The 20,734-nt window shown below is 73.5% G+C and carries 21 protein-coding genes and 1 tRNA gene; 17 read left to right on the top strand and 5 right to left on the bottom strand.

All coding sequences use genetic code 11. The features are described from left to right. Positions 1 to 16: 16 nt before the first annotated feature. Positions 17 to 934, bottom strand: coding sequence for a LysR family transcriptional regulator (locus tag AC2YHB_RS19190; RefSeq protein WP_179648956.1), 918 nt, complete (start codon positions 932 to 934; stop codon positions 17 to 19). A gap of 140 nt (positions 935 to 1,074) precedes the next feature. Between AC2YHB_RS19190 and AC2YHB_RS19195 the strand changes: the two genes are divergently transcribed. Next, a complete protein-coding gene (locus tag AC2YHB_RS19195) occupies positions 1,075 to 1,290 on the top strand; it encodes a hypothetical protein (protein WP_036543448.1) in 216 nt (71 codons plus the stop codon). A 68-nt stretch (positions 1,291 to 1,358) separates the two neighbouring features. Then, positions 1,359 to 1,431, top strand: a tRNA-Thr gene (locus AC2YHB_RS19200). Between the two features lie 34 nt (positions 1,432 to 1,465). Here AC2YHB_RS19200 and AC2YHB_RS19205 read toward each other — a convergent pair. Further along, entirely contained in the window at positions 1,466 to 2,053 is a 588-nt protein-coding gene (locus AC2YHB_RS19205) for a hypothetical protein (RefSeq protein ID WP_257026865.1), read from the bottom strand. Positions 2,054 to 2,177: 124 nt separating this feature from the next. Here AC2YHB_RS19205 and AC2YHB_RS19210 point away from each other — a divergent pair, with 124 nt between their 5' ends. Next, positions 2,178 to 2,747, top strand: coding sequence for a TetR/AcrR family transcriptional regulator (locus AC2YHB_RS19210; RefSeq protein ID WP_179648957.1), 570 nt, complete (start codon positions 2,178 to 2,180; stop codon positions 2,745 to 2,747). A gap of 9 nt (positions 2,748 to 2,756) precedes the next feature. Here AC2YHB_RS19210 and AC2YHB_RS19215 read toward each other — a convergent pair whose 3' ends face one another. Next, positions 2,757 to 3,125 (bottom strand): hypothetical protein, encoded by a 369-nt coding sequence (locus AC2YHB_RS19215; RefSeq protein WP_179648958.1) that lies wholly within the window; start codon positions 3,123 to 3,125, stop codon positions 2,757 to 2,759. A 32-nt stretch (positions 3,126 to 3,157) separates the two neighbouring features. Beyond that, entirely contained in the window at positions 3,158 to 3,520 is a 363-nt protein-coding gene (locus AC2YHB_RS19220) for a nuclear transport factor 2 family protein (protein WP_179648959.1), read from the bottom strand. Between the two features lie 103 nt (positions 3,521 to 3,623). Between AC2YHB_RS19220 and AC2YHB_RS19225 the strand changes: the two genes are divergently transcribed. After that, on the top strand, positions 3,624 to 4,736 hold the full coding sequence (locus AC2YHB_RS19225; RefSeq protein WP_218864685.1) for an acyl-CoA dehydrogenase family protein: 1,113 nt from the start codon (positions 3,624 to 3,626) through the stop codon (positions 4,734 to 4,736). Between the two features lie 46 nt (positions 4,737 to 4,782). Here the strand turns inward: AC2YHB_RS19225 and AC2YHB_RS19230 are convergent, their stop codons facing one another. Next, entirely contained in the window at positions 4,783 to 6,111 is a 1,329-nt protein-coding gene (locus AC2YHB_RS19230; protein ID WP_179648960.1) for an FAD-dependent oxidoreductase, read from the bottom strand. 71 nt (positions 6,112 to 6,182) lie between these two features. On the opposite strand from AC2YHB_RS19230, the gene AC2YHB_RS19235 reads away from it, so the two are divergent. From AC2YHB_RS19235 to AC2YHB_RS19295, 13 genes are all read left to right on the top strand, one after another. Further along, positions 6,183 to 7,817, top strand: coding sequence for an MFS transporter (locus tag AC2YHB_RS19235; RefSeq protein WP_179648961.1), 1,635 nt, complete (start codon positions 6,183 to 6,185; stop codon positions 7,815 to 7,817). Beyond that, on the top strand, positions 7,814 to 8,614 hold the full coding sequence (locus AC2YHB_RS19240) for an SDR family NAD(P)-dependent oxidoreductase (protein ID WP_179648962.1): 801 nt from the start codon (positions 7,814 to 7,816) through the stop codon (positions 8,612 to 8,614). Before AC2YHB_RS19235 ends, AC2YHB_RS19240 begins: the two co-directional genes overlap by 4 nt. Then, on the top strand, positions 8,611 to 10,602 hold the full coding sequence (locus AC2YHB_RS19245; RefSeq protein WP_308645549.1) for an oxidoreductase: 1,992 nt from the start codon (positions 8,611 to 8,613) through the stop codon (positions 10,600 to 10,602). The genes AC2YHB_RS19240 and AC2YHB_RS19245 overlap by 4 nt, the downstream gene beginning before the upstream one ends. Positions 10,603 to 10,709: 107 nt before the next feature. Further along, positions 10,710 to 11,498, top strand: a complete 789-nt coding sequence (locus AC2YHB_RS19250) for an enoyl-CoA hydratase/isomerase family protein (protein ID WP_179648963.1) — start codon at positions 10,710 to 10,712, stop codon at positions 11,496 to 11,498. 66 nt (positions 11,499 to 11,564) lie between these two features. After that, positions 11,565 to 11,981: a Zn-ribbon domain-containing OB-fold protein gene (locus AC2YHB_RS19255; protein ID WP_179648964.1), complete on the top strand. Its 417-nt coding sequence runs from the start codon at positions 11,565 to 11,567 to the stop codon at positions 11,979 to 11,981. Then, complete coding sequence (locus AC2YHB_RS19260; protein WP_487354492.1) at positions 11,978 to 13,132, top strand: thiolase family protein; 1,155 nt, start codon at positions 11,978 to 11,980, stop codon at positions 13,130 to 13,132. The genes AC2YHB_RS19255 and AC2YHB_RS19260 overlap by 4 nt, the downstream gene beginning before the upstream one ends. Further along, positions 13,129 to 14,322 (top strand): acyl-CoA dehydrogenase family protein, encoded by a 1,194-nt coding sequence (locus AC2YHB_RS19265; RefSeq protein ID WP_487354493.1) that lies wholly within the window; start codon positions 13,129 to 13,131, stop codon positions 14,320 to 14,322. The genes AC2YHB_RS19260 and AC2YHB_RS19265 overlap by 4 nt, the downstream gene beginning before the upstream one ends. Then, positions 14,322 to 15,314 carry a phosphotransferase family protein gene (locus AC2YHB_RS19270; protein ID WP_487354494.1) on the top strand — a complete coding sequence of 331 codons (993 nt, stop codon included), beginning with the start codon at positions 14,322 to 14,324 and terminating at the stop codon, positions 15,312 to 15,314. The genes AC2YHB_RS19265 and AC2YHB_RS19270 overlap by 1 nt, the downstream gene beginning before the upstream one ends. A gap of 43 nt (positions 15,315 to 15,357) precedes the next feature. Beyond that, positions 15,358 to 16,581, top strand: coding sequence for an acyl-CoA dehydrogenase family protein (locus AC2YHB_RS19275; protein ID WP_179648968.1), 1,224 nt, complete (start codon positions 15,358 to 15,360; stop codon positions 16,579 to 16,581). Then, a complete protein-coding gene (locus tag AC2YHB_RS19280) occupies positions 16,578 to 17,333 on the top strand; it encodes an SDR family NAD(P)-dependent oxidoreductase (RefSeq protein ID WP_179648969.1) in 756 nt (251 codons plus the stop codon). The genes AC2YHB_RS19275 and AC2YHB_RS19280 overlap by 4 nt, the downstream gene beginning before the upstream one ends. Beyond that, positions 17,333 to 18,100 (top strand): SDR family NAD(P)-dependent oxidoreductase, encoded by a 768-nt coding sequence (locus AC2YHB_RS19285; protein ID WP_179648970.1) that lies wholly within the window; start codon positions 17,333 to 17,335, stop codon positions 18,098 to 18,100. The genes AC2YHB_RS19280 and AC2YHB_RS19285 overlap by 1 nt, the downstream gene beginning before the upstream one ends. Next, a complete protein-coding gene (locus tag AC2YHB_RS19290) occupies positions 18,097 to 19,179 on the top strand; it encodes an alcohol dehydrogenase catalytic domain-containing protein (protein ID WP_487354495.1) in 1,083 nt (360 codons plus the stop codon). Before AC2YHB_RS19285 ends, AC2YHB_RS19290 begins: the two co-directional genes overlap by 4 nt. Further along, positions 19,176 to 20,690, top strand: coding sequence for a class I adenylate-forming enzyme family protein (locus AC2YHB_RS19295; protein WP_179648971.1), 1,515 nt, complete (start codon positions 19,176 to 19,178; stop codon positions 20,688 to 20,690). The genes AC2YHB_RS19290 and AC2YHB_RS19295 overlap by 4 nt, the downstream gene beginning before the upstream one ends. The last annotated feature ends 44 nt before the right edge of the window (positions 20,691 to 20,734 follow it).

The following is a 20,734-nucleotide window of genomic DNA, read 5'->3' on the forward strand; positions in this document are numbered from 1 at the left end:
GACCCCGGGCCCTGAGTCACACCGGCTCGAGGATCACCTGGATCCGCTGCGTCGCCAGCTCGATCATGAGCCGCGCCGCCGGTGAGAGCGTCGCGCCGGCGCGGTGCACGATCGCCATCGTGTCGTAGACGCGGGGCCGCAGCGGCACCCAGCCGGCGTTCGGTGCCAGCCGGGGGAGCAGCTGCACCGCCGCGCCCTTGTTGGTGACCGTGTCGGCGAGCCCGCGGCCCACGAGCTCGACGGCCGTCTCGACGTCCTCGACCTCGATCCGCGTGGTCGGGTTGTAGCCGGCCTCGTGCAGCATCCGTCGCAGCACGATCCGCGCTGAGTCGGCGTCGCGGTAGGTGCTCTCGGGCATCACCAGCCGCGCCTCGGCGAGCCGCCTCGCGGTCACGGGGGACCGCAGCCGGTCGGGGTCGGCGGAGAGGTACACCAGCTCGTCGCGGGCGATCGGCGTGATCGCCATGCCCTCGCTGGAGAGCCCGGCGACGGCGATCATCGCGGCCTCGAGCCGCCCGCGCCGCAGGTCCTCCTGGACGTCGCGCGAATGCCGCCCGACGAGCTCGACCCGGACCCCGGGGTAGCGGGCGAGCACGTCGGCGACGAGCTCCGCGCCGCCGTACAGACGCGCGACGCCGAACATCCCGAACCGGATGGTGCCGGTCTCGAAGGACTTGATCCGGGTGACCGCCTGCTGCGCGTCGTCGGCCGCGGCCAGCACCTTCTCGGCATGGGGCCGGAAGGTGTCGGCCGCCGTGGTGGGTACGACGCCGCGCCCGACCCGGCGGAACAGCTGCACCCCGAGCGACCTCTCCAGGTTGCGGATCTGCTCCGAGACCGACGGCTGTGCGTAGCCGAGCTCGTCGGCGGCCCGGGTCAGCGAGCGGTGCTCGTAGGTCGCGAGGAAGCAGGTCAGCTGGTGGAGCGAGAGCATCGCGAGACCTCCGTCACAGCCATAGGTCTTCCCTAGGGATCCAACTGGAAAGAGAGGCTACCCCTTGATCCGTGGCCGGCGCACCATGGAAGCAACCCGATGGCTCCCCGATGGATCCGCCGGTTCGAAGGAGGCCCGCCATGTTCACGCACACCTGCTCCGCCTGCCACCGGCGCGAGCTGATCTTCCCCAGCCAGGTCACCGGCATGGAGAACACCGACCACGGCATCGTCGTCACGTTCACCTGCTGGTGCGACGCCGAGCAGACGATCGTCACCGGCCTGAAGGCGACCCAGCCCGTCGCCCCCGCCGCCGAGGCCGCTGTCGAGCCGGCCCTCGCCCCCGCCGCTGCCTGACCCGGATTCGCTCCGCGGTCACCCCGCTGGGTATGCTTCCGCGGTCGCCGACGCACGCGTCGTCGTACGCCGCCTTAGCTCAGTCGGTAGAGCGAATCACTCGTAATGATTAGGTCGTCGGTTCGATTCCGACAGGCGGCTCGGACACAGAGGCCCTGACCTGCGCACACGCGGGTCAGGGCCTCTGCCGCGTCCGGGACAGCCGGACCGCGGAGGCGAGGAAGAAGATCCCGCCGAGCAGCGCGTAGCCGCCGAGGCCGCCGAGCGCGGGATCGCTGCCCGCGGCCGTGGCGACGAAGCCCCCGCCGGCCAGGACCGAGATGCCGCCACTGAGGATCATCGGCCACTGTCCGCCCAGGCCGCGGCGACGCAGCGCGACGACGAGCTGGACGGCTCCCGCGGCGATGGCCCAGGCGCCCCAGGTGCGGAGCACGGCGGGCGCTCCGGACGCCGCTGCCACCGCGAGGCCGGCTGCGGCGAGCCCGCTGAGCGCCATGTTGACCCGCAGCAGGCCGCCCGCACGGATGCCACCCGAGGCGCGGTGGTCGACGACGGCGGCGGCGAGGTCGAACAGCGGGTAGGCGACGAGGAGCACCGCGACGGTCGTCGTGACGTCGGAGCCGTCCCGGGTGGCCAGCAGGAGGGCGGCCGCCCAGGCGAGTGCGAAGCCGAAGCGCACGCCGTACAGCGCTCGCAGCGCCTGCCGGGCCCTGCCGGCCTCGGCTCCGATGGTGGGGGAGGTGGTCGTGGGCGCCGCGGTCATGGAGATCTCCTTCTGGTGGGTAGACAGGTCTGTCTCTTTGGGTACGACGGTCTCCCGGAGAGGGTCGTGTTGTCAAGACAGACCGGTCTACCTGCTAGGTTCGCCACGAGCAGGAGGTGGACGGATGTCGGAAGCGCGCAAGCGGCTGGTGGACACGGCGAGCCGGCTGTTCTACGCCGAGGGTCTCCATGCCGTCGGCATCGACCGCGTCATCGCCGAGGCGGGCGTCACGAAGGCGACGCTGTACCGCCACTTCCCCAGCAAGGACGACCTGGTGGTCACCTACCTGAGCGTCGCGGACGACGCGCTCCGGGCGCGTGTCGACGAGGCCCGTGCGCGGGGGCGGGCGGCCGACGACGTCCTGCGCGAGCTGGCCGAGTCCATCGCGGAGGACATCCGGCGACCGGGCTTCCGTGGGTGCGCGTTCCTCAACGCCGCCGCGGAGTACCCCGATGCTGCCCACCCGGTGCACGCAGCGGTCCTCCGGCACCGCGACTGGTTCTTCGCGACGACCGCTGAGCTGTTCGCCGAGACCGGCAAGCCGGACGCCGAGCCGGCCGCACGGCACTTCGTGATGCTGCGCGACGGCGCGATGGCCGCCGGCTGCCTGTCCGACCCCGTGCTCGTCGGGGAGACCTTCCTGCGCGGCGTCGCGGGCCTGCTGACCTATCGCAGCGGGATGGGCGACGACTAGCTGCGGGCGTCAGTCGGTGAAGCGCACCCTGGGGCTCCGGCAGATCAGGAGGCGTCGCACCTTCGCGCCGTCCTCGGTGAGCTGCGCGCTCGCGTTGAACGACGCCTCGAAGGCGCCGTCGCGACGTGTCTCGCCGAGCACGATCTCCGTGCCGTCGACCGCGGCGCCGCTCAGGATGTGGTGGGTGAGCACGCTGACCTCGCGCTGGGCGAGATAGACCTCGAGCCCGGCGCGGTCGCCCTCGAACTCGGCGGCGCCGTCGCCCGTGGAGAAGAGGATCGAGAGCCGGAAGTCGTCGGTGATCCGGTCGAGCACCCGCTCGGGCGTCGTCGAGTCCATGATCTCGAACCAGGCCTGCAGCAGGGGGGTCGTCGTCATCTGAGGGGCCTCCGGGGTGTGGGCGGACGTGCTCATGCGTCGGGCAGCAGGGACAGCTCGGTGTCGAAGGCGACCTGGTAGGCAGCGATCAGGCCCGCCTCGTCGATCCGCACGGAGGCGAGGAAGTAGCCGGTCGTGGTGCCCTCGTCCTCCACGACCTTGCCGTATACGAACTCGAGATCGCCGTCGGTGGTCTGTCGCAGCGGGACATGGCGGCGTACGACGTCGCCGCGCCCGGTCAGGTAGTCGCGGAGTGCCTGCCGGTCCTCGCCGCGGACGGCCCGGCCGGGCAGCAGGATGGCCGAGCGCACGTCGGGCGCGAGGAGGGCCATGGCGCCGTCGAGGTCGCCCGCGTCGACGGCTGCGTAGTAGCGGGTGAGGGTGACGCTGCTCATGAGTTGAACTTAGTTCAGTTGAGAGACGGCTGTCCAGCGTTCTTGCCCGGATGCGGCCACGGACTTAAACTGAACTCACTTCAATACGATTCGGAGGATCCCCGTGAACCCGTGGCCCGAGCTCGATCCCGCACTGATGGCGCCCGTCGCGGAGCGTGAGGAGCTGCGCCAGGTCGTCCGCGCCCTGCTCGAGAAGGAGGCCGGCCACGAGGCCGTCCGGGCGGCGGCGGACTCCTCCGGAGGCTGGTCGCCGGACCTGTGGCAGCGCCTGAACGCAGAGCTCGAGATCGGCAGGCTCGCCGTGCCGGAGGACCTCGGCGGGCATGGCTACGGGTTCGCCGAGCTGGGCGTCGTCCTGGAGGAGTGCGGCGCTGCGCTGCTGCCCGAGCCGGTGCTGGGGTCGGCGGTGCTCGGCTGCCAGGCGCTCGCCGCCGCCGACGACCCCGCGTCCGTGGCGGACCTCCGCGAGCCTGCGCTCGCAGGTGACCTCGTCGTCGCCGTGTCGGTCGGCGGCGAGGAGGTCGTCGCGGACCGGACGGCCGACGGCGGCTGGACCGTCTCGGGCCTGCGGACCCGCGTCCTGGACGGCGCCGCGGCCGACGTCCTCGTCATCGACGCCGCGGCGGCGGACGGTCCCCTGCTCCTGGGGGTCCGGCGCGAGGACCTCGAGGTGACGAGCCGTACGACGATGGACCTGACCCGCCGACAGGCGGACGTCCGGAGCGCGTCGGCCCCCGCCCGGCTCGTGGTCGGGCCCGCGCGCTTCGCGGAGGTGGCCGAGCGACTTCGCCTGGTCGCCGACGCGGCCGTCGCGGCCGAGCACGCCGGCATCGTCGGGGAGCTCCTCGACCAGGTCGTGGGCCACGTGACCCAGCGCGAGCAGTTCGGACGTCCCATCGGCTCCTTCCAGGCGATCAAGCACCGCCTCGCCGACGTGCTGGTCGATCGCGAGCGCGCGCGCTCCGCGTCGCGGTACGCGATGGCAGCGCTCGACGCAGGGGGCGCGGATGCCGCCCTCGCGGTGGCGGTCGCCTCCGCGGTGTGCGCCGACGCGGTCGTGCGCACGGCGCACGAGACCGTGCAGCTGCACGGGGGGATCGGGTTCACCTGGGAGCACCGCGCGCACTACTACCTCCGCCGTGCCCTGGGGGACGAGGGCCTCTTCGGTGGCAGCCGCGGGCAGCGGGCGCGGGTCGCCGACCTCGTCGGCGTCTGACCCGGACCCGCCGCGCGGGCCACGCCGGGCCGCGCCGGGCCACGCCTCAGGCGGTGACCCGCGCGGCCGCGGTCGCTGCGGCGGCCAGCCCGAACACGAGGGCGGGGGCGAGCCCGCCGGCGTAGGCGCGGTGGTAGAGCCCGCCGCTGTCGGAACCGGCGCAGAGCAGCCCGAGGAGGGGAAGGCCGTCGGTGCCGAGGACCCGGGCCCGGTCGTCGGTCCGGATGCCGTGGAAGGTGAAGGTCACCGCCGGCTCGCACTCGATGACGTACCACGGGCCCTCATCGATCGGCGCTGCGTCGTTGCGCCGGGCCGGCTCGAGGGGCTCGCCGGCGGCGGCCGCGCGGTTGAACTCCTCGATCGCCTTCGCGATCGCGGCGCCGTCGTACCCCCACTCCTCGGGCAGGTACTCGAGCTCGTCGAGGGTCTCGGCCAGGCCCACGCGCCCGCCGCGGCGGCTGGCGATCGCGAACTTGTCGACGGCGACGGCGCCCTCGACGTACGACGCGACGATCCAGTCGCGGTGCACGCGGGCGTCGCAGACCAGCAGGCCGCGGGCCTCCGGCTGCTCGAGCAGGGCCATGGTGGTGAGGTGGTCGCCGAGGGTCTCGTCGGTGAAGCGCCGGCCCTCGACGTTGAGCAGGAGGGCGTGCTCGCTGTAGTAGAGCGACAGGTCCACGAAGTCGGACGGGTCCGCGAACGGCACACCGCTCGGCACGAGGTGGCCGTAGAAGCCGGCGTCCTCCGGCCCCGTGGCGGCACCGACCGCGGTCGCCAGCCGGTAGCCGGCACCTGAGCTGTGCGGGTTGGCGCGCAGCTGCAGGTCGCCGGCGCGGGGGTGGACCTTCTCGCGCAGCATCTCGGGGTCGCCCTGGAGGCCGCCCGTCGCCAGCAGTGTCCACGTCGCCCGCACTTCCGCGGGTCCGTCCGGACCGGTCAGCTCCGCTCCGACGACCCGGCCGTCCTGCGTGAGCAGCCGGGAGGTCTGTGTCCGCAGGCGGACCTCGCCGCCGGAGCGGACCACGAGCTGGCGGCACAGGTCGACGTACTGGTTGGTGTCGAACTGGTGGCCGCGCCCGAAGCCGAGGAGCGGGACGGGGTCCTTCGCCTCCACGCCGAGCGAGCGGATCCACTCGATGCCGTCGGCGAACCGGTCGACCAGCGCGTGCCGGAGCGCCCGGTCGCCGCGGGGGTTCACGGCGTCCATCACCTCGTGCGAGGGCGCCGTCCAGGCATAGCCCGCGAAGCGGGCGGATCCGCCGACGTCGTCGCCGATCTCCACGACGACGACCCGGAGGCCGTCCTTCGCCGCTCGGGCGGCCGCGGTCAGGCCGGCCATCCCTCCGCCGATCACCAGCAGGTCCGTGTCGACCATGTCCGCCTCTCCCGTCGTCCTGTGATGTGCGTTACCCTAAACCAAACTCACTTCAGTTCAAAGGAGATGGCGTGGCCGAGGCAGGTGCGGACCGGCCGGGCGCGGGCGCCGCCCTGCGCGTGCGCGCCTTCCGCCTGCTGCTGTCGGTGCAGCTGGTCAACGCGGTCGCGGTCTGGGTCCACGTGGTCGGCGTCCAGTGGCTGCTGACCGAGCGCGGCGAGCCGGCGACCGTGGTCGCGCTCGCCCCGGCCGCGATGGCGCTGCCCTTCATCCTGCTGGCCCTCCCCGTCGGCGTCGTGGTCAGCCATGCGGCGAGGGAGCGGCTCCTCGTGCGGGCCGCGGTCGCCTCGACGCTCGCGTCCCTCGCGGCTGCGGGACTGGTGGCGACCGGCGCCGACGGTGCCGTCCCGCTCCTCCTCACCGTGCTCGTCGTCGGCGGCGCCCTGGTCGTGGTCGGCGTCTCCTGGCAGTCGATGGTGCCGGAGCTGGTGGAGCGTGCGCTGGTCCCGGCGGCCGTCCTGCTCGACGGGGCGGTCTTCAACATGGCCCGCGCCGTCGGGCCGCTGCTGGCCGGCATCGTGCTCGGGCTGGCCGGGCCGCTGCAGCTGTTCGCGGCGATCTCCGCGATGTTCGCCGCGTGCGTCGCCCTCCTCCTCCTCGCGGGGACGCCGACGGCGACCCGACCGGGACGGACGGAGTCGGTGCCGGCCGCGATGCGCGGTGCCCTCTGGTTCGTCCGCCACTCGCCGTGGACGACCGGGCTGCTGGTCCGGATGATCGCGTTCGGCCTGCCGGCGAGCGCCCTCTGGGCGCTGGTGTCGCTCGCCGTGCACGACCGTCTGGAGCTCGGCTCCGCCGGCTTCGGCGCGACGATGGCCGTCCTCGGTGCCGGATCGGTCGCCGCGGCGCTGACGCTCGGCCCGGTCCGCGAGCGGGTGCGCGTCCACACCTTCGTCGCGGTCCTCGCCGGCGGCTACGCGCTCACCCTCGCTGCGCTCGGCTCCCTGGACGCCCTGGGCGTCCTGGTGCCCTTCCTCGTCCTCGGCGGCGTCGGCTGGGTCGCCGTGCAGAGCACCTGGATGATGCTCGCCCACCAGGCGCTGCCCGAGTGGGTCCGCCCGCGGGTCGTCGCGCTCCTGCTGATGCTCTTCCAGGGCACCCAGGCGGTCGGCGCCCTCCTGTGGGGCGCCGTCGCCGACGTCCTCGGCGTCGGACCCGCCCTGCTCGTGGCGGCCGCCGTCCTGGCCGCCTACTCCGTCGTCCTGCTCGGCGTGGGGATGCGGTCCAGCGCCGGCATCGAGCCGCTGCTCGCGACCCCCGACCCGGCGGTCGAGGCCCTCGTCGGCGAGGCCGGCGAGGGCGAGCTCCTCGTCCGCCACGAGTACGTCGTGGCCGCCGCCGCGCGCGACGACTTCCGGCGCGCGATCGACGCCCTCCGGCTCTCGCGCCTGCGCACGGGCGCCCGCTCGTGGGAGGTCGTGCCCGACCCGGAGCGCCCGGGCACCTGGCTCGAGACCTACCTCGTCCGCGACCGTGACCTCCTGCGCGAGCAGGAGACCTCGCGCCTGACGGTTCCCGAGCTGCGGCTGCGGGACGCCGTCCGGTCCACCACCACTCGATCCGCGGGTCCGACGCTGATCCTGGCGCCGCCCGCGGAGCCCCACCGCAGGCCGGCGTCACGCCGGCGCAGAGGAGGACGCGCATGAATCACCACGCCCCCGACCCACGCCGGTTCGCCGGGTGCACGGCACTCGTCACCGGTGGCGGCTCCGGCATCGGAGCGGCCGTCGTACGACGCCTGGCGGCCGAGGGTGCGCGCGTGCACGTGGCGGACGTGGTCGCCGACAACGCGACCCGTGTCGCAGAGTCCGTCGGAGGTGCGGCGTACCCGGTCGACGTCACGGACGGGGCCGCCGTCGACGCGGTCGTCGACGCGGTGGTCGCGACCGCGGGGAGCCTGGACGTCGTCGTGCACACGGCCGGGGTCGACGACCCCGTGGCGAAGGGGTGGCTCCAGGAGGCCCGTGAGGCGGGCGCCCGCGTGGATGTCGTCTCGCGGCTCGCCGACGACCAGTGGCGCCGGGTGGTGGCGGTCAACCTCGACGGCACCTTCCACGTGCTGCGCGCCGCTGTGCGGGTGATGAAGCAGCAGGGGAGCGGCTCGATCGTGACCGTCGGTTCGTCGGCGTCCTTCGACACGCTCGTGGGCTACCCGCACTACGCCGCCTCGAAGGCCGGCGTGCACGCGCTGACGCAGTCGGTGGCCAAGGAGGCGATCGCGTACGGGGTCCGGGTCAACACCGTGGCGCCGGGACCCGTCGACACGCCGATGGCCGGTCGCACCCCGGCGTCGGTGCGGGCCGCGATGGAGGCGACCGGCGCCGTCGGCTACGCCAGCCCCGAGGAGCTCGCCGACAACATCTGCTACCTCGCCTCCCCGGGGGCGAGCAATGTCGTGGGCGCGGTCCTGCTGAGCAATGGCGGAAGGTTCACGGTCTCGTGACCGGGCAGGCGGGCCGCGACGCGCTGAGCGGCAACGAGACCTTCCCGTACGCCTTCTCGCCCTTCACCATCGGCCCGATGACGGTGCGCAACCGGCTGGTCGCCCTGCCGGCCGGCACCAGCATGGTCGAGCGCGGCGTGCCGACCCACGGCGACGTGGAGCACTTCGAGCGGCTCGCCGCCGGCGGCGTCGGGATGATCGTCGGCGGGGCGATCGTGGTCCACCCGACCACGACCCTCCGTTCGCGCAAGCTCGTCGAGGCGTACGCCGACGAGGTCGTCCCCGCCCTCCGGGACAAGGTCGAGGTGGTCCACCGCCACGGCGCGAAGTTCGTCGGGCAGCTCGTGCACCTGGGGCGCGAGTTCATCGGCGGCGAGTCCGACCGGCCCCCGGTGGCGCCGTCGGCGATCAAGACGCCCCGGGACGCCTACCCGCCGCACGAGCTCACCGTCCGCGAGATCGACGACATCGTCGAGGGCTGGCGGGTGTCCACGGCGAACCTCGTCAAGGCCGGGCTCGACGGTGTCGAGATCCACGCCGCCCACGGCTACCTCGTCGCGCAGTTCTTCTCGCCGCTGACCAACCACCGCACCGATGCCTTCGGCGGCAGCTTCGACAACCGGATGCGCTTCGCCCACCTGGTGGTCGAGGCGATGCGCTCGGTCATGCCCGACGACTTCGTGCTCGGCGTCAGGCTGAGCGGCGAGGAGGAGATCCCCGGGGGGATGGGGATCGACGACTGCGTGCGGATCGCCGAGGACCTCGCCGGTCTCGGGGTCGACTACTTCAGCATCACCCACGGGACCCGCGGGAAGTACGTCAAGGACTCGAGCAACGCCGACGCGGTCGCCGTACCGTCGGCAGCACGGGTGCGGGCCGCGACCGGGGTGCCAACGCTCGTCGGCCAGCGGATCCGTGACGTGGCCACCGCCGACGCCGTCGTACGGGCGGGCCACGCGGACCTCGTCGGCATGGCCCGGGCCCTGATCGCCGACCCCGAGCTCCCGCTGAAGTCGGCGACGGGACGCCTGGACGAGGTGCGCGGCTGCCTGGGCATCAACCAGGACTGCCGGGCCTTCGACCCGCACCTGCACTGCGCGGTCAACGCCGAGATCGGCCGCGGACGCCACCCCGCCGTGGGAGTCCGGGTGGCGACCCCGAAGCAGGTCTACGTGATCGGGGGCGGGCCGGCGGGGCTCGAGGCGGCGCGGGTCGCCGCGGGTCGTGGGCACGCCGTGACCCTCTTCGAGGGGGCGGGGCAGCTCGGCGGCGCGGTCCGGGTCGCGGCCGCGGCGCCCCACCGCGCCACCCTCATCGACGTGGTCGACCACCTCGAGCGGGAGCTCAAGCGGCTGCGCGTCGACGTCAACCTCGGCGCGTCCATCGATGCGGAGGACCTCGCCGAGATCCGGACGATGGCCGACCACGTGGTCGTGGCGACCGGCTCCCGACCGGCCGACCTGCCTTCGCCCTCGCCCGGCTCGACGGTCGTGACGGTCGACGACGTCCTGCTCGGCCGCCTGCCCGACCTGCCCGACCCCGCCGGCCGCCACGCGCTCGTGTACGACGAGGACGACGGCTTCTGGCCGGCGTACAGCGCGGCCGAGGCACTCGCCCGCGCGGGCTGGCGGACCCGGCTGGTCACGCCCCTGACGGCCCTCGCGTCGCGGATCCCGGCCGAGAGCGTCGGACCGCTGCTCGGCCGGCTCGCGACCGCGGACGTCGACCTCGTCGTCGGGCACCGGCTGCACATGGCACCGGACGGTCCCCTCCTCCTGAGTGGCGCGTTCGGCGGCGAGCCGGAGGAGATCGCGCCGGCCCTCGTCGTGTGGCACCAGCCGCGGGTGCCGGTCCTGCCCGGCGGCCTGACCGACCCTGCGGCGGCGGAGGGCGAGCCGGCACCGGTCAGCGTGATCGGCGACAGCCTGGCGCCGCGCCGGACCGGCCACGCCATCGCGGAGGGCTACCGCCTCGGCGCCGAGATCTGAGCTCCCGGGCGGCGTGCCGGACGAGATTCCCGCACATCCCTTGACAGGTGTACTGAACTCAGTTCAAACTAAACTGAATCCAGTTCGGTTCTGAAAGGACAACGACCATGGTGGACACCGACCACGTTCTTCTCGAGAAGGACGGCGACGTCGCCCGGGTGTGGCTCAACCGCCCCCACAAGAAGAACGCCGTCACGGTGGAGCTGCTGCACCGCCTCGACGAGATCATCAAGGAGGTCGACGCCGACCCCGACCTGAAGGTCCTCGTCCTGCGCGGCGTGCAGAACCAGTTCTGCTCCGGCTTCGACCTCGACGAGCTGCTCTCCGACTTCATCGGCACCACCACCGCCATGGACGTCGCCGTGCTGAGCGCGCAGGTCTGTGACCGGCTCTACTCGATGAACACCCCGTCGGTCGCGGTGCTCGAGGGCTATGTCACCGCCGGTGGCTTCGAGCTGATGATCTCGTGCGACTTCGCCATCGCCTCCGACGACGCGAAGATCGGCGACTTCCACATCCGCCGCGCGCTCTTCGGCGGCGCCGGCCCGATCTACCGCCTGCCGCGGATGATCGGCCTGCGCAAGACCAAGGAGCTCATGCTCACCGGCAAGCTCCTGTCCGGCCAGGAGGCCAAGGACTTCGACCTGATCAACGACTCGGCGCCGGCCGACCAGCTCGACCAGCGCGTCGACGAGTTCATCGGCACCCTCACCGACAAGTCCCCCTTCATGATGAAGCTGACGAAGATGGCCATCAACCAGGGCCTCGACGCCGACGTGAAGTCGCTGATGATCATGGAGCACCTCGCCGTCGGCAACGCGCTGCAGTCCGAGGACGGCAAGGAGGGCGTCCAGGCCTTCCTCCAGAAGCGCGAGCCCAAGTGGGTCGGTCGCTGACCTGATGCCCGTCCGCCGGATCGACCGATCCGGCAACTGCGCTGGATCCTGCGAGGAGCTGTAGCCATGACCGTCGACACGACCGTGCCCGAAGCACCCACGCTGAGGGGCAGCCGATGCACCGAGTGCGGCAACGTCGCCTTCCCCGAGGCGACGGGCTGCCAGCGGTGCGGAGGGACCCGACTGTCCTCCGTCGACCTGGCCGGGCGCGGCACCGTCTGGGCCCACACCGTCCAGCGGTTCGCGCCCAAGTCTCCTCCGTACGTGCCGCCGGCGGAGGGCTTCACGCCCTTCGCCGTCGGGTACGTCGAGCTGCCGGACGGCGTGAAGGTCGAAGCCGTCCTCGAGGCCACCACGGTCGACGACCCGGCCGAGCTCGCCGGGGCCGAGGTCACCCTCGTCGCGGTCGACCCCGTCCCGCGCTTCGCCACCGACCCGTGGCTGCGGAGCTCGGGGCGCACGGCCGAGGGGGCCGGCCGATGAGCGGCGAGGTCTCCATCATCGGGGCCGGCCTCTCCAGGTTCGGTCGCCAGCCCGGTGTCACCGGCCGCCAGATGGCGGTCCAGGCCGTCCACGCCGCCCTGGCCGACGCCGGCATCGCCTGGCCCGACGTGCAGGTCGCCTTCGGCGGCAGCGACGGCGCCGGGCTCGCCGACACCCTGGTGGCGGAGCTCGGCCTCACCGGCATCCCGTTCACCAACGTCAAGAACGGGTGCGCCACCGGCGGCAGCGCACTCGTCGCCGCCGTCAACGCGATCCGATCCGGCGCAGCGGAGATCGCGCTCGCCGTCGGCTTCGACAAGCACCCCCGGGGCGCCTTCGACCCCCGCCCCGAGGACTGGGGCCTGCCCGTGGGCTACGGCGAGGCCGGCCTGATGGTCACCACCCAGTTCTTCGCCGTGAAGATCGCGCGCTACCTCCGGCAGCACGACCTGCCGGAGAGCCTGCTCGCGTCGATCGCGGCCAAGGCCTACCGCAACGGGGCGCTCAACCCCAACGCGTGGCGCCGCGAGCCGATGACCGAGGAGCAGGTGGCCGGCGCCGCGATGGTCAACGACCCGCTCACGCAGTACATGTTCTGCTCCCCGGGCGAGGGCGGGGCGGCGATCGTCGTCGCGACGCCCGCGGTCGCGAAGCGGCTCGGCGCGCGGGCGGTGAAGCTGCTCGCGGTCGCTCCCCGCACCCGCGGCTTCGGCACCTTCGAGGTCTTCAGCCCGGCGATCCAGGGCGAGGGCGTGCCGACGAGCGTCAGCACCGTCGCCGCGCAGGCCGCGTTCGAGATGGCCGGCGTCGGGCCCGAGGACATCGACGTCGCCCAGCTCCAGGACACCGAGGCGGGTGCCGAGCTCATGCACCTGGCCGAGACCGGCTTCTGCGCCCACGGCGAGCAGGAGAAGTGGATCGCCAACGGCGACACCGAGATCGGCGGCCGGCTCCCGGTCAACACCGATGGCGGCTGCATCGCCAACGGCGAGCCCATCGGTGCCTCCGGCCTGCGGCAGGTCCACGAGATCGTCACCCAGCTCCGCGGGGAGGCCGGGGCCCGCCAGGTCCCCGGCGACCCGCGCCTCGGCTTCACCCACGTCTACGGCGCGCCGGGCATCAGCGCCTGCGCGGTCCTGGAGGCGTCATGACCACCCCCGAGCTCGACGCGTTCGTCGCCGACGCCCGCGCGTGGCTCTCCTCCGTCGCGGCTCCCCGCACCCAGCGCCCCTGGGGCGAGGGCAGCGACGCGGTCGCGGTCTTCGAGAACTGGACCGAGGACGAGGAGCGCGCGGAGACCGACCGCATCCGCGCCTACGAGCAGGCCAAGTACGACGCCGGCTTCGGGGCCATCACCTGGGGCCCGGAGTACGGCGGCCGAGGCCTCCCGGTGTCGTACCTGCTGGCCTTCCGGCGCGCCGAGGCCGAGTACGACGTCCCGCGGCGCACCGAGATGTTCCCCGTCACCCAGCAGCTGATCGCGCCGACGATCGCGCAGTGGGGGACCGAGCAGCAGCGCTCGACGTACGTCCGGGCGATGCTGCGCACCGACGTGATCGCCTGCCAGCTGTTCTCCGAGACGGAGGCCGGCTCCGACCTCGCGGCGGTCCGTACCCGTGCCGTCCGCGACGGTGACGGCTGGCGCCTCGACGGCCACAAGGTCTGGACGTCGGGCGCCCGCGTCGCCGACCACGGCGTCGCCATCACCCGCACCGACCCGGGGAGTGCGAAGCACGCCGGCCTGACGGCCTTCATCGTCCCGATGGACGCGCCGGGCGTGACGGTCCGCCCGATCCGCCAGATGACCGGGGGCAGCTCGTTCAACGAGGTCTACCTCGACGGCGTGCACCTCGACGACGCGCAACGGCTCGGTCCCTTGGGCGCGGGCTGGAAGGTCGCGCTGACCGTGCTCGCGTCCGAGCGCCTGGACTCCGGCAGCCTGGGCCTCGAGAACGCGGACCAGGCCGTCGAGCTCGCTCGCCACCTCGGCCGGCCGCTGACCGAGCTCGAGCGGGACGCGGTCGCCGACCTGGTCACCCGCAGCTACGTCCAGCGGCTCACCGGCATGCGCGTGGCCGCCGCGGTCGTCGCCGGCGCCGACGCCGGGCCGGAGGCCTCCGTCGGCAAGCTGCTCGCCACCGACACGATGGCGCGCACCTCCGAGGTCGTGCGCCTGCTGCTCGGCCCGGACCTCACCGTCCAGGGCGACCGCTGGGGCACCTGGGCGTGGACCGAGCACGTGCTCGGCGCGCCGGGCTACCGGATCGCCGGCGGCACCGACGAGATCCAGCACAACATCCTCGCCGAGCGCGTGCTCGGCCTCCCGAGGGAGCCCCGCTGATGGCCACCGACACGCGGCCCACCCCGGCCGAGCTGCACGCCCTCGACCTCCAGGAGCGGGTCGTCGCCGGCCTCAGGGCCAGCGGGTACGACGGCGTACCGACCCCGCTGGAGCCGATGCTCGGTGGGCACTCGGGCCTCACCTACAAGCTCGCCGTCGACGACCAGTGGTTCGTCGTGAAGGCGGTGCCACCCGGCCAGCGCTCGATCGGTCGCCATGACATGCTCCGGCAGGCGCGGATCATGGCCGCGCTCGCCGGCACCGACGTCCCGGTTCCGCGGATCTGCGCCACCGACGAGGTCGAGCCGGCGTGGTTCGCGATGGAGCTGGTCGCCGGCGAGTCCCTCGAGCCGGTGCTGGACGACCCCGCGGTCGAGCCCGCCCTCGCCGCGGCCCGGATGCTGCGCGCCGCGGAGATCCTGCCGCGGCTGCACCGGCTGCCCCTCGACGGGCTGCCCGTCGACGGGGAGCCGCTGTCGCCGGGTGACGAGCTCGCCCGCTGGAGCCGCACGATGGGCGCCGTACCGCCCGAGCTGGTGCCGGGTGCCGCCGAGCTCGAGCAGCTGCTCGCCGCGTCGGTCCCCGAGGCCGTCGCGCCGGTGCTGGTGCACGGTGACTACCGCCTCGGCAACATCCTGTCCCGCGGCACCGAGCCCGCGGCGCTGATCGATTGGGAGATCTGGAGCCCCGGCGACCCGCGGGTCGAGCTGGGCTGGTTCCTGGTCTTCGCCGACGGCGACAACTTCCCGGGCGTCGGCCGCCACGTCCCCGGCCTGCCCTCCGTCGAGGAGCTGGTGAGCCGGTACGCCGCCGGGGGACCCGCGCCGCGCGAGCTCACCTGGTTCGACGCACTGGGCCGCTTCAAGATGGCGGCGATCATGGGCCACAACCTGCGTCGCCACCGCGAGGGCCGGCACCACGACCCGGACCAGGAGAGGCTGCCGGCCACCATCGCCCGGCTCATCGAGACCGGCACCGCCCGGCTCGGCTGAGCCTCGATCGACTCCACCGCAACGACGCGAGAAGGAACCCCCTGTGGACTTCGAATTCACCGCCCGCACCGCCGACCTCGCGGCGAGGCTCGAGACGTTCATGGCCGAGCACGTGCTCCCCGCCGAGGCCGTGTACGACGCCCAGGTCGCCGCGAACGCCAACCCCCACGAGCAGCCGCAGGTCATGCGCGACCTGCAGCGGGTGGCGCGCGAGCAGGGCCTGTGGAACCTCTTCATGACCCACGGCGACCGCGGCGCGGGGCTCACCAACCTCGAGTACGCGCCGCTCGCCGAGATCGTCGGACGCTCGATCATCGGCAACGAGGCGATCAACTGCTCGGCGCCCGACACCGGCAACATGGAGATCCTCGCCATGTACGGCACCGAGCAGCAGCAGAAGGAGTGGCTGGACCCGCTGCTCGCCTGCGAGATCCGCTCCGCCTTCGCGATGACCGAGCCGGCGGTCGCGAGCTCGGACGCCCGCAACATCACCTCCACGATCCGCCGCGACGGCGACCACTACGTCATCAACGGCCGCAAGTGGTACACCTCCGGCATCCTCGACCCGGACTGCCGGCTCATCATCTTCATGGGCAAGTCCGACCCCGAGGCGCCGACGTACCGCCAGCAGAGCATGATCCTGGTCCCGGCCGACGCCGACGGCGTCGAGGTGGTCCGCGACCTCCCGATGTTCGGCTACCACGACCGCCTCGGCCACGGCGAGGTCACCTTCACCGACGTGCGGGTGCCCGCCGAGAACATCCTCGGCGAGGAGGGCGGCGGCTTCGCCATCGCCCAGGGCCGGCTGGGCCCGGGCCGGATGCACTACGCCATGCGCGCGATCGGGATGGCCGAGCGCGCGCTGCAGCTGATGTGCCAGCGGGCCGCGAGCCGGGAGGCCTTCGGCGGGCCGCTCGCCGAGCAGGGCGTCGTGCGGGAGTGGATCGGGCGCAGCCGGATGGAGATCGACCAGATCCGCCTGCACACCTTCAAGGCCGCCTGGCTGATGGACACCCGTGGCAACGCCGCCGCCCGGACCGAGGCCGCGGCCATCAAGGTCGCCGCGATGGAGGTCGCCCACCAGGTCGTCAACCGCGCCGTCCAGACCTGGGGCGCCGCCGGGGTCAGCGACGACACCGTGCTCGCCCGCCTCTACGCCCTCACCCGGGCCCTGCAGGTCGCCGACGGTCCGACCGAGGTGCACCTGCGCAGCATCGCGCTGCAGGAGCTCAAGAAGTACGACGCACCGAAGGAGGCGCGCGCGTGAGCGGGCAGCTCGACGGCAGGGTCGCGCTGGTCACCGGAGCCACCCGCGGCCTCGGCCGCGCGATCGCCGAGGCGATGGCGGTGGCCGGGGCGACCGTGGTCGTGTCCAGCCGCAAGGCCGACGCGTGCGAGCGGGTCGCCGCCGAGATCACCGCGTCGACCGGCGTCAAGGCCTTCCCCCTGCCGCTGCACGTCGGCGACTGGGACGCGATCGAGCCCGCCGTCGACGCCGTCGTGGCCGAGCACGGCCGGATCGACGTCCTCGTCAACAACGCCGGCATCGCCCCGCTCGCCCCGTCGGCGAAGGACGTGACCGAGGCGCTCTTCGACAAGACGATCGACGTCAACCTCAAGGGCCCCTTCCGCCTGATGGCGGTGGCCGGTGCCCACATGTACGCCGCGGGTCGCGGCTCGATCATCAACATCTCGAGCATCGGCGCGGAGCGTCCCAGCCCGCCCGAGGCGACGTACGCCGCCTCGAAGAACGGGCTCAACGCACTCACCCGTGCCTTCGCCCAGGAGTACGCACCGCACGTGCGGGTCAACTGCGTGATGCCCGGCGCGTTCGCGACCGACATGGCCGGCGACTGGGACGACGAGTTCATCGGCCTGGTCACCGACCGGCTCCCGGCGGAGCGCCTCGGCGACCCGAGGGAGCTCGCCGGCATGGTCGTGCACCTCGCCTCGGACGTCGCGGGCTACACGACCGGCGCGCTGATCCCGGTGGACGGTGGCCGGACGGCGGTCTACTGATGGCCACCTCGCCCCTGTCCATGTTCGACCTGAGCGGGCGGGTCGCCGTCGTCACCGGCGCCTCCTCGGGCCTGGGCGACGGCTTCGCGCGGGCGTTGGCCGCGGCCGGTGCCACCGTCGTCGCCGCCGCCCGGCGGGTCGAGCGCCTCGAGGCGCTGGCCGCCGACGTACCGGGTCTGGTGCCGGTGGCCTGCGACGTCACCGATGCCGGCGACCGCGAGCGCCTGGTGGCGACGGCCGCCTCGATCAACGGCGGGATCGACGTCCTCGTCAACAACGCCGGCATGCCCGGACCGCCGGACGCGCTGACCGAGACGCCCGAGGAGCTGGACGCGATCCTCGCCCTCAACCTCACGGCCGGCATCCGGCTGGCGGTCGAGACCGTGCGCGCCCTCCCCGAGGACCGCGGTGCCTCGATCATCAACATCTCCTCCGTGGTCGGCCTGGTCTCCACCGCCCCGATCGGCGGCGCGGGGTACGCCGCGTCGAAGGCCGCGGTCATCGGCGTCACCCGGGAGCTGGCGGGCCAGTGGGGACGGCGCGGGGTTCGTGTCAACGCGCTGGTGCCGGGCTGGTTCGATACCGAGATGACCGACGGCCTGTTCACCAACGAGAAGTCGGCCGGCTGGGTGCGCCGCAACACCATGCTCGGACGCGGCGGCCGGACCGGCGAGGTCGACGGCGCGCTGCTCTTCCTCGCCTCGGACGCCGCGAGCTACGTGACCGGGCACGTCCTGGCTGTCGACGGCGGATGGACCGCACGGTGAGCGCGCTGCCGGAGACGATGCGCGCGCTGCGCCTCCACGCCTGGGGCGCCGCTCCGGAGCTGGTCGAGGTGCCGGTCCCGGTGCCGGTCGGTGCCCAGCTCCTGGTCCGCGTCGAGGCGGCCGGCCTGTGCCACTCGGACCTCCACATCATGGATGCCGCTCCGGGGCAGCTGCCCTACGAGCTCCCGTTCACCCTCGGCCACGAGGTCGTCGGCACGGTCGTCGCGGCGGGCGACGCCGTCGACCCGGCGTGGCTCGGGCGCCGGGCCGCCGTGCACGGCATCTGGTCGTGCGGGCGCTGCCGGCAGTGCCGGCGAGGCCGGGACAACTACTGCTTCGAGCTCACCGGGCCCATCGGCAACGGCATCGGGTACGACGGCGGGCTGGCCGACTACATGCTCGTCCCCGGCGTGCGCCAGCTCGTGCCGGCCGACGGCGTGGACCCGGTGGCGCTCGCGCCGCTGACCGACGCCGGCCTGACCGCGCAGCACGCGCTGCGGACCGTCGGCGCCGACCTGGCGGGGGCCACGGTCCTCGTCATCGGGATCGGCGGCCTGGGCCACCTCGCGCTGCAGCTGCTCGCGCGCCACGACCCCGTGTGCGTGGTCGCGGTCGACCCGCGTGCCGAGGCGCGCGCCCTCGGGCTCCGGCTCGGCGCCGACGCGGTCGTGGCGAGCACGATCGACGCCGCCGAGTGGCTCGAGGGCGGCCACCACGGGTCCGGGGCCGACGTGGTCCTCGACTTCGTCGGCTCGCAGGACACCATGGACGCGGCCACGCAGGTGCTCGCGCCCGGCGGCCGCATCGCCGTCGTCGGGTCCGCCGGCGGTCGCCTCGAGGTCGCCAAGGGCGGTGACCTGCCGCGCGGCTGGGGAGTCGCCGCGCCGTTCTGGGGCTCGGCCGGCGACCTCGCCGACGTGGTCGGCCTCGCGGGCGCGGGTGTCCACGCCCGCACCGAGACCCATGCGCTGTCGGACGCGCTGACCGCCTACGACCGGCTGCGCCGCGGCCTGGTCCAGGGCAGGGCCGTCGCGGTGCCGACCGCGAGGACAATCGACGTGGAGGAGACGAAGGCATGAGGAAGCTGGCACAGGAGCTGGTCGAGCGGGCCGGGCAGAGCCCCGACGACGTCGCCGTCATCGACGCGGAGGGAGCCCACACCCTCGGTGAGGTCGTCGCCCGGGCCGGCGAGATCGCGGACCTCCTGGACCGGTCGCTGGCGGGCGCGCCCACGGTGCTCGTCCAGGCCGACAACACCTGGCGCACCCTCGCCGCCGCGATCGCGGTCGGGCTGCGGGGCGGGCTGGTCGCGGTCATCAGCGGGCACGCCGCCCGCTCGGAGTACGACCTCGCCCTCGAGGACATCCAGCCGGACGCCGTCATCGCCTCGCCCCACGCGGTCGAGACCTGGCAGGTCGACGACGCCGGGCTGCCGGTGGTGGGGGAGGCCTTCCCGGGCTGGTCGCTGCGCGCGGCCGCCTCCCGTCGTACCCGCGGTGTCGAGCGGTGGCGCGGCGGCGTGGCCATCGCGATGACCTCGGGGTCGACGGGTCGTCCGAAGTGCGTCGTGCAGTCCGAGGAGTCGATCCGGTACGCCGGCGAGGCCACGATCGCCGCCGTCGGCCTCCGGCCGGGGGACCCGGTCGGCGCCTTCGTCCCGTTCTCGAGCGTCGCCGCGTTCTGCTTCGGGCTCTACCTCCCGGCGCTCCTGGGCGGCCCGGTGGTGTGCCTGGACAAGTGGAGCCCCGAGGACGCGGTCGTGCTGCTGCGCGACGAGAAGGTCGCCTGGACGATGCTGGTGCCGACGATGGCCATGCAGCTCTCGCTGGTGCCCGGGTCGTCGGGAGCGCTCACGTCGCTGCGCGCGATGACGGTCGGCGGTGGACCCATGAACGCCCGCTCGCTGGAGTCCGCCGAGCGTCATCTCGGGACCCGCTTCCTGCGGGTGTTCGGCATGTCCGAGTGCCTGGGCCACACCACCCCGCTGCCCTCCGAGCCGCCCGAGGTCCGCCTCGGCCGCGACGGACGTCCCTTCCCCGGCACGGAGCTGCGCGTGGTCGGCGACGACGGCGCCGCCCTGCCCCTCGGGGAGGTCGGCAACGTCCAGGTGCGCGGCCCCTCGCTGTTCGTCGGCTACGCCCGCAACGGCGCGCCGGTCCCGCCGGAGCTCACGCCCGACGGCTTCCTGCCGACCGGCGACCGGGCCCGCATCAACGACGACGGCACCCTCAACATCCTCGGCCGTGAGAAGCAGGTCATCATCCGGGGAGGCCGCAACATCGACATCAACGAGGTCGAGGCCGCCGTCGCCGCCATCCCGGGCGTGGCCCAGGTGTGCGTCGTACCGGTCTCCGACGACCTGCTCGGTGAGCGGGCGGCGGCGCTCGTGGTCTGGTCGGGCGACCCCCTGGACATCGACGGGGTACGACGGGAGCTCGCCGCCGCCGACTTCCCCAAGTTCAAGTGGCCCGAGTTCGTCTACCCGGTCCCGCACCTGCCACAGAACCGGGTGGGCAAGCTCGACCGGTCCGGTGCCGTGTCGCTCGCGTCGTCGCTCGTGGGCGGCGATGCGGCCGCGGAAGCCCGATGAACCACGGTTCCGGCGCTACGCTGATCTGAATTCACTTGGCGACA

It is taken from the genome of Nocardioides sp. SRI_004, assembly GCF_057586415.1.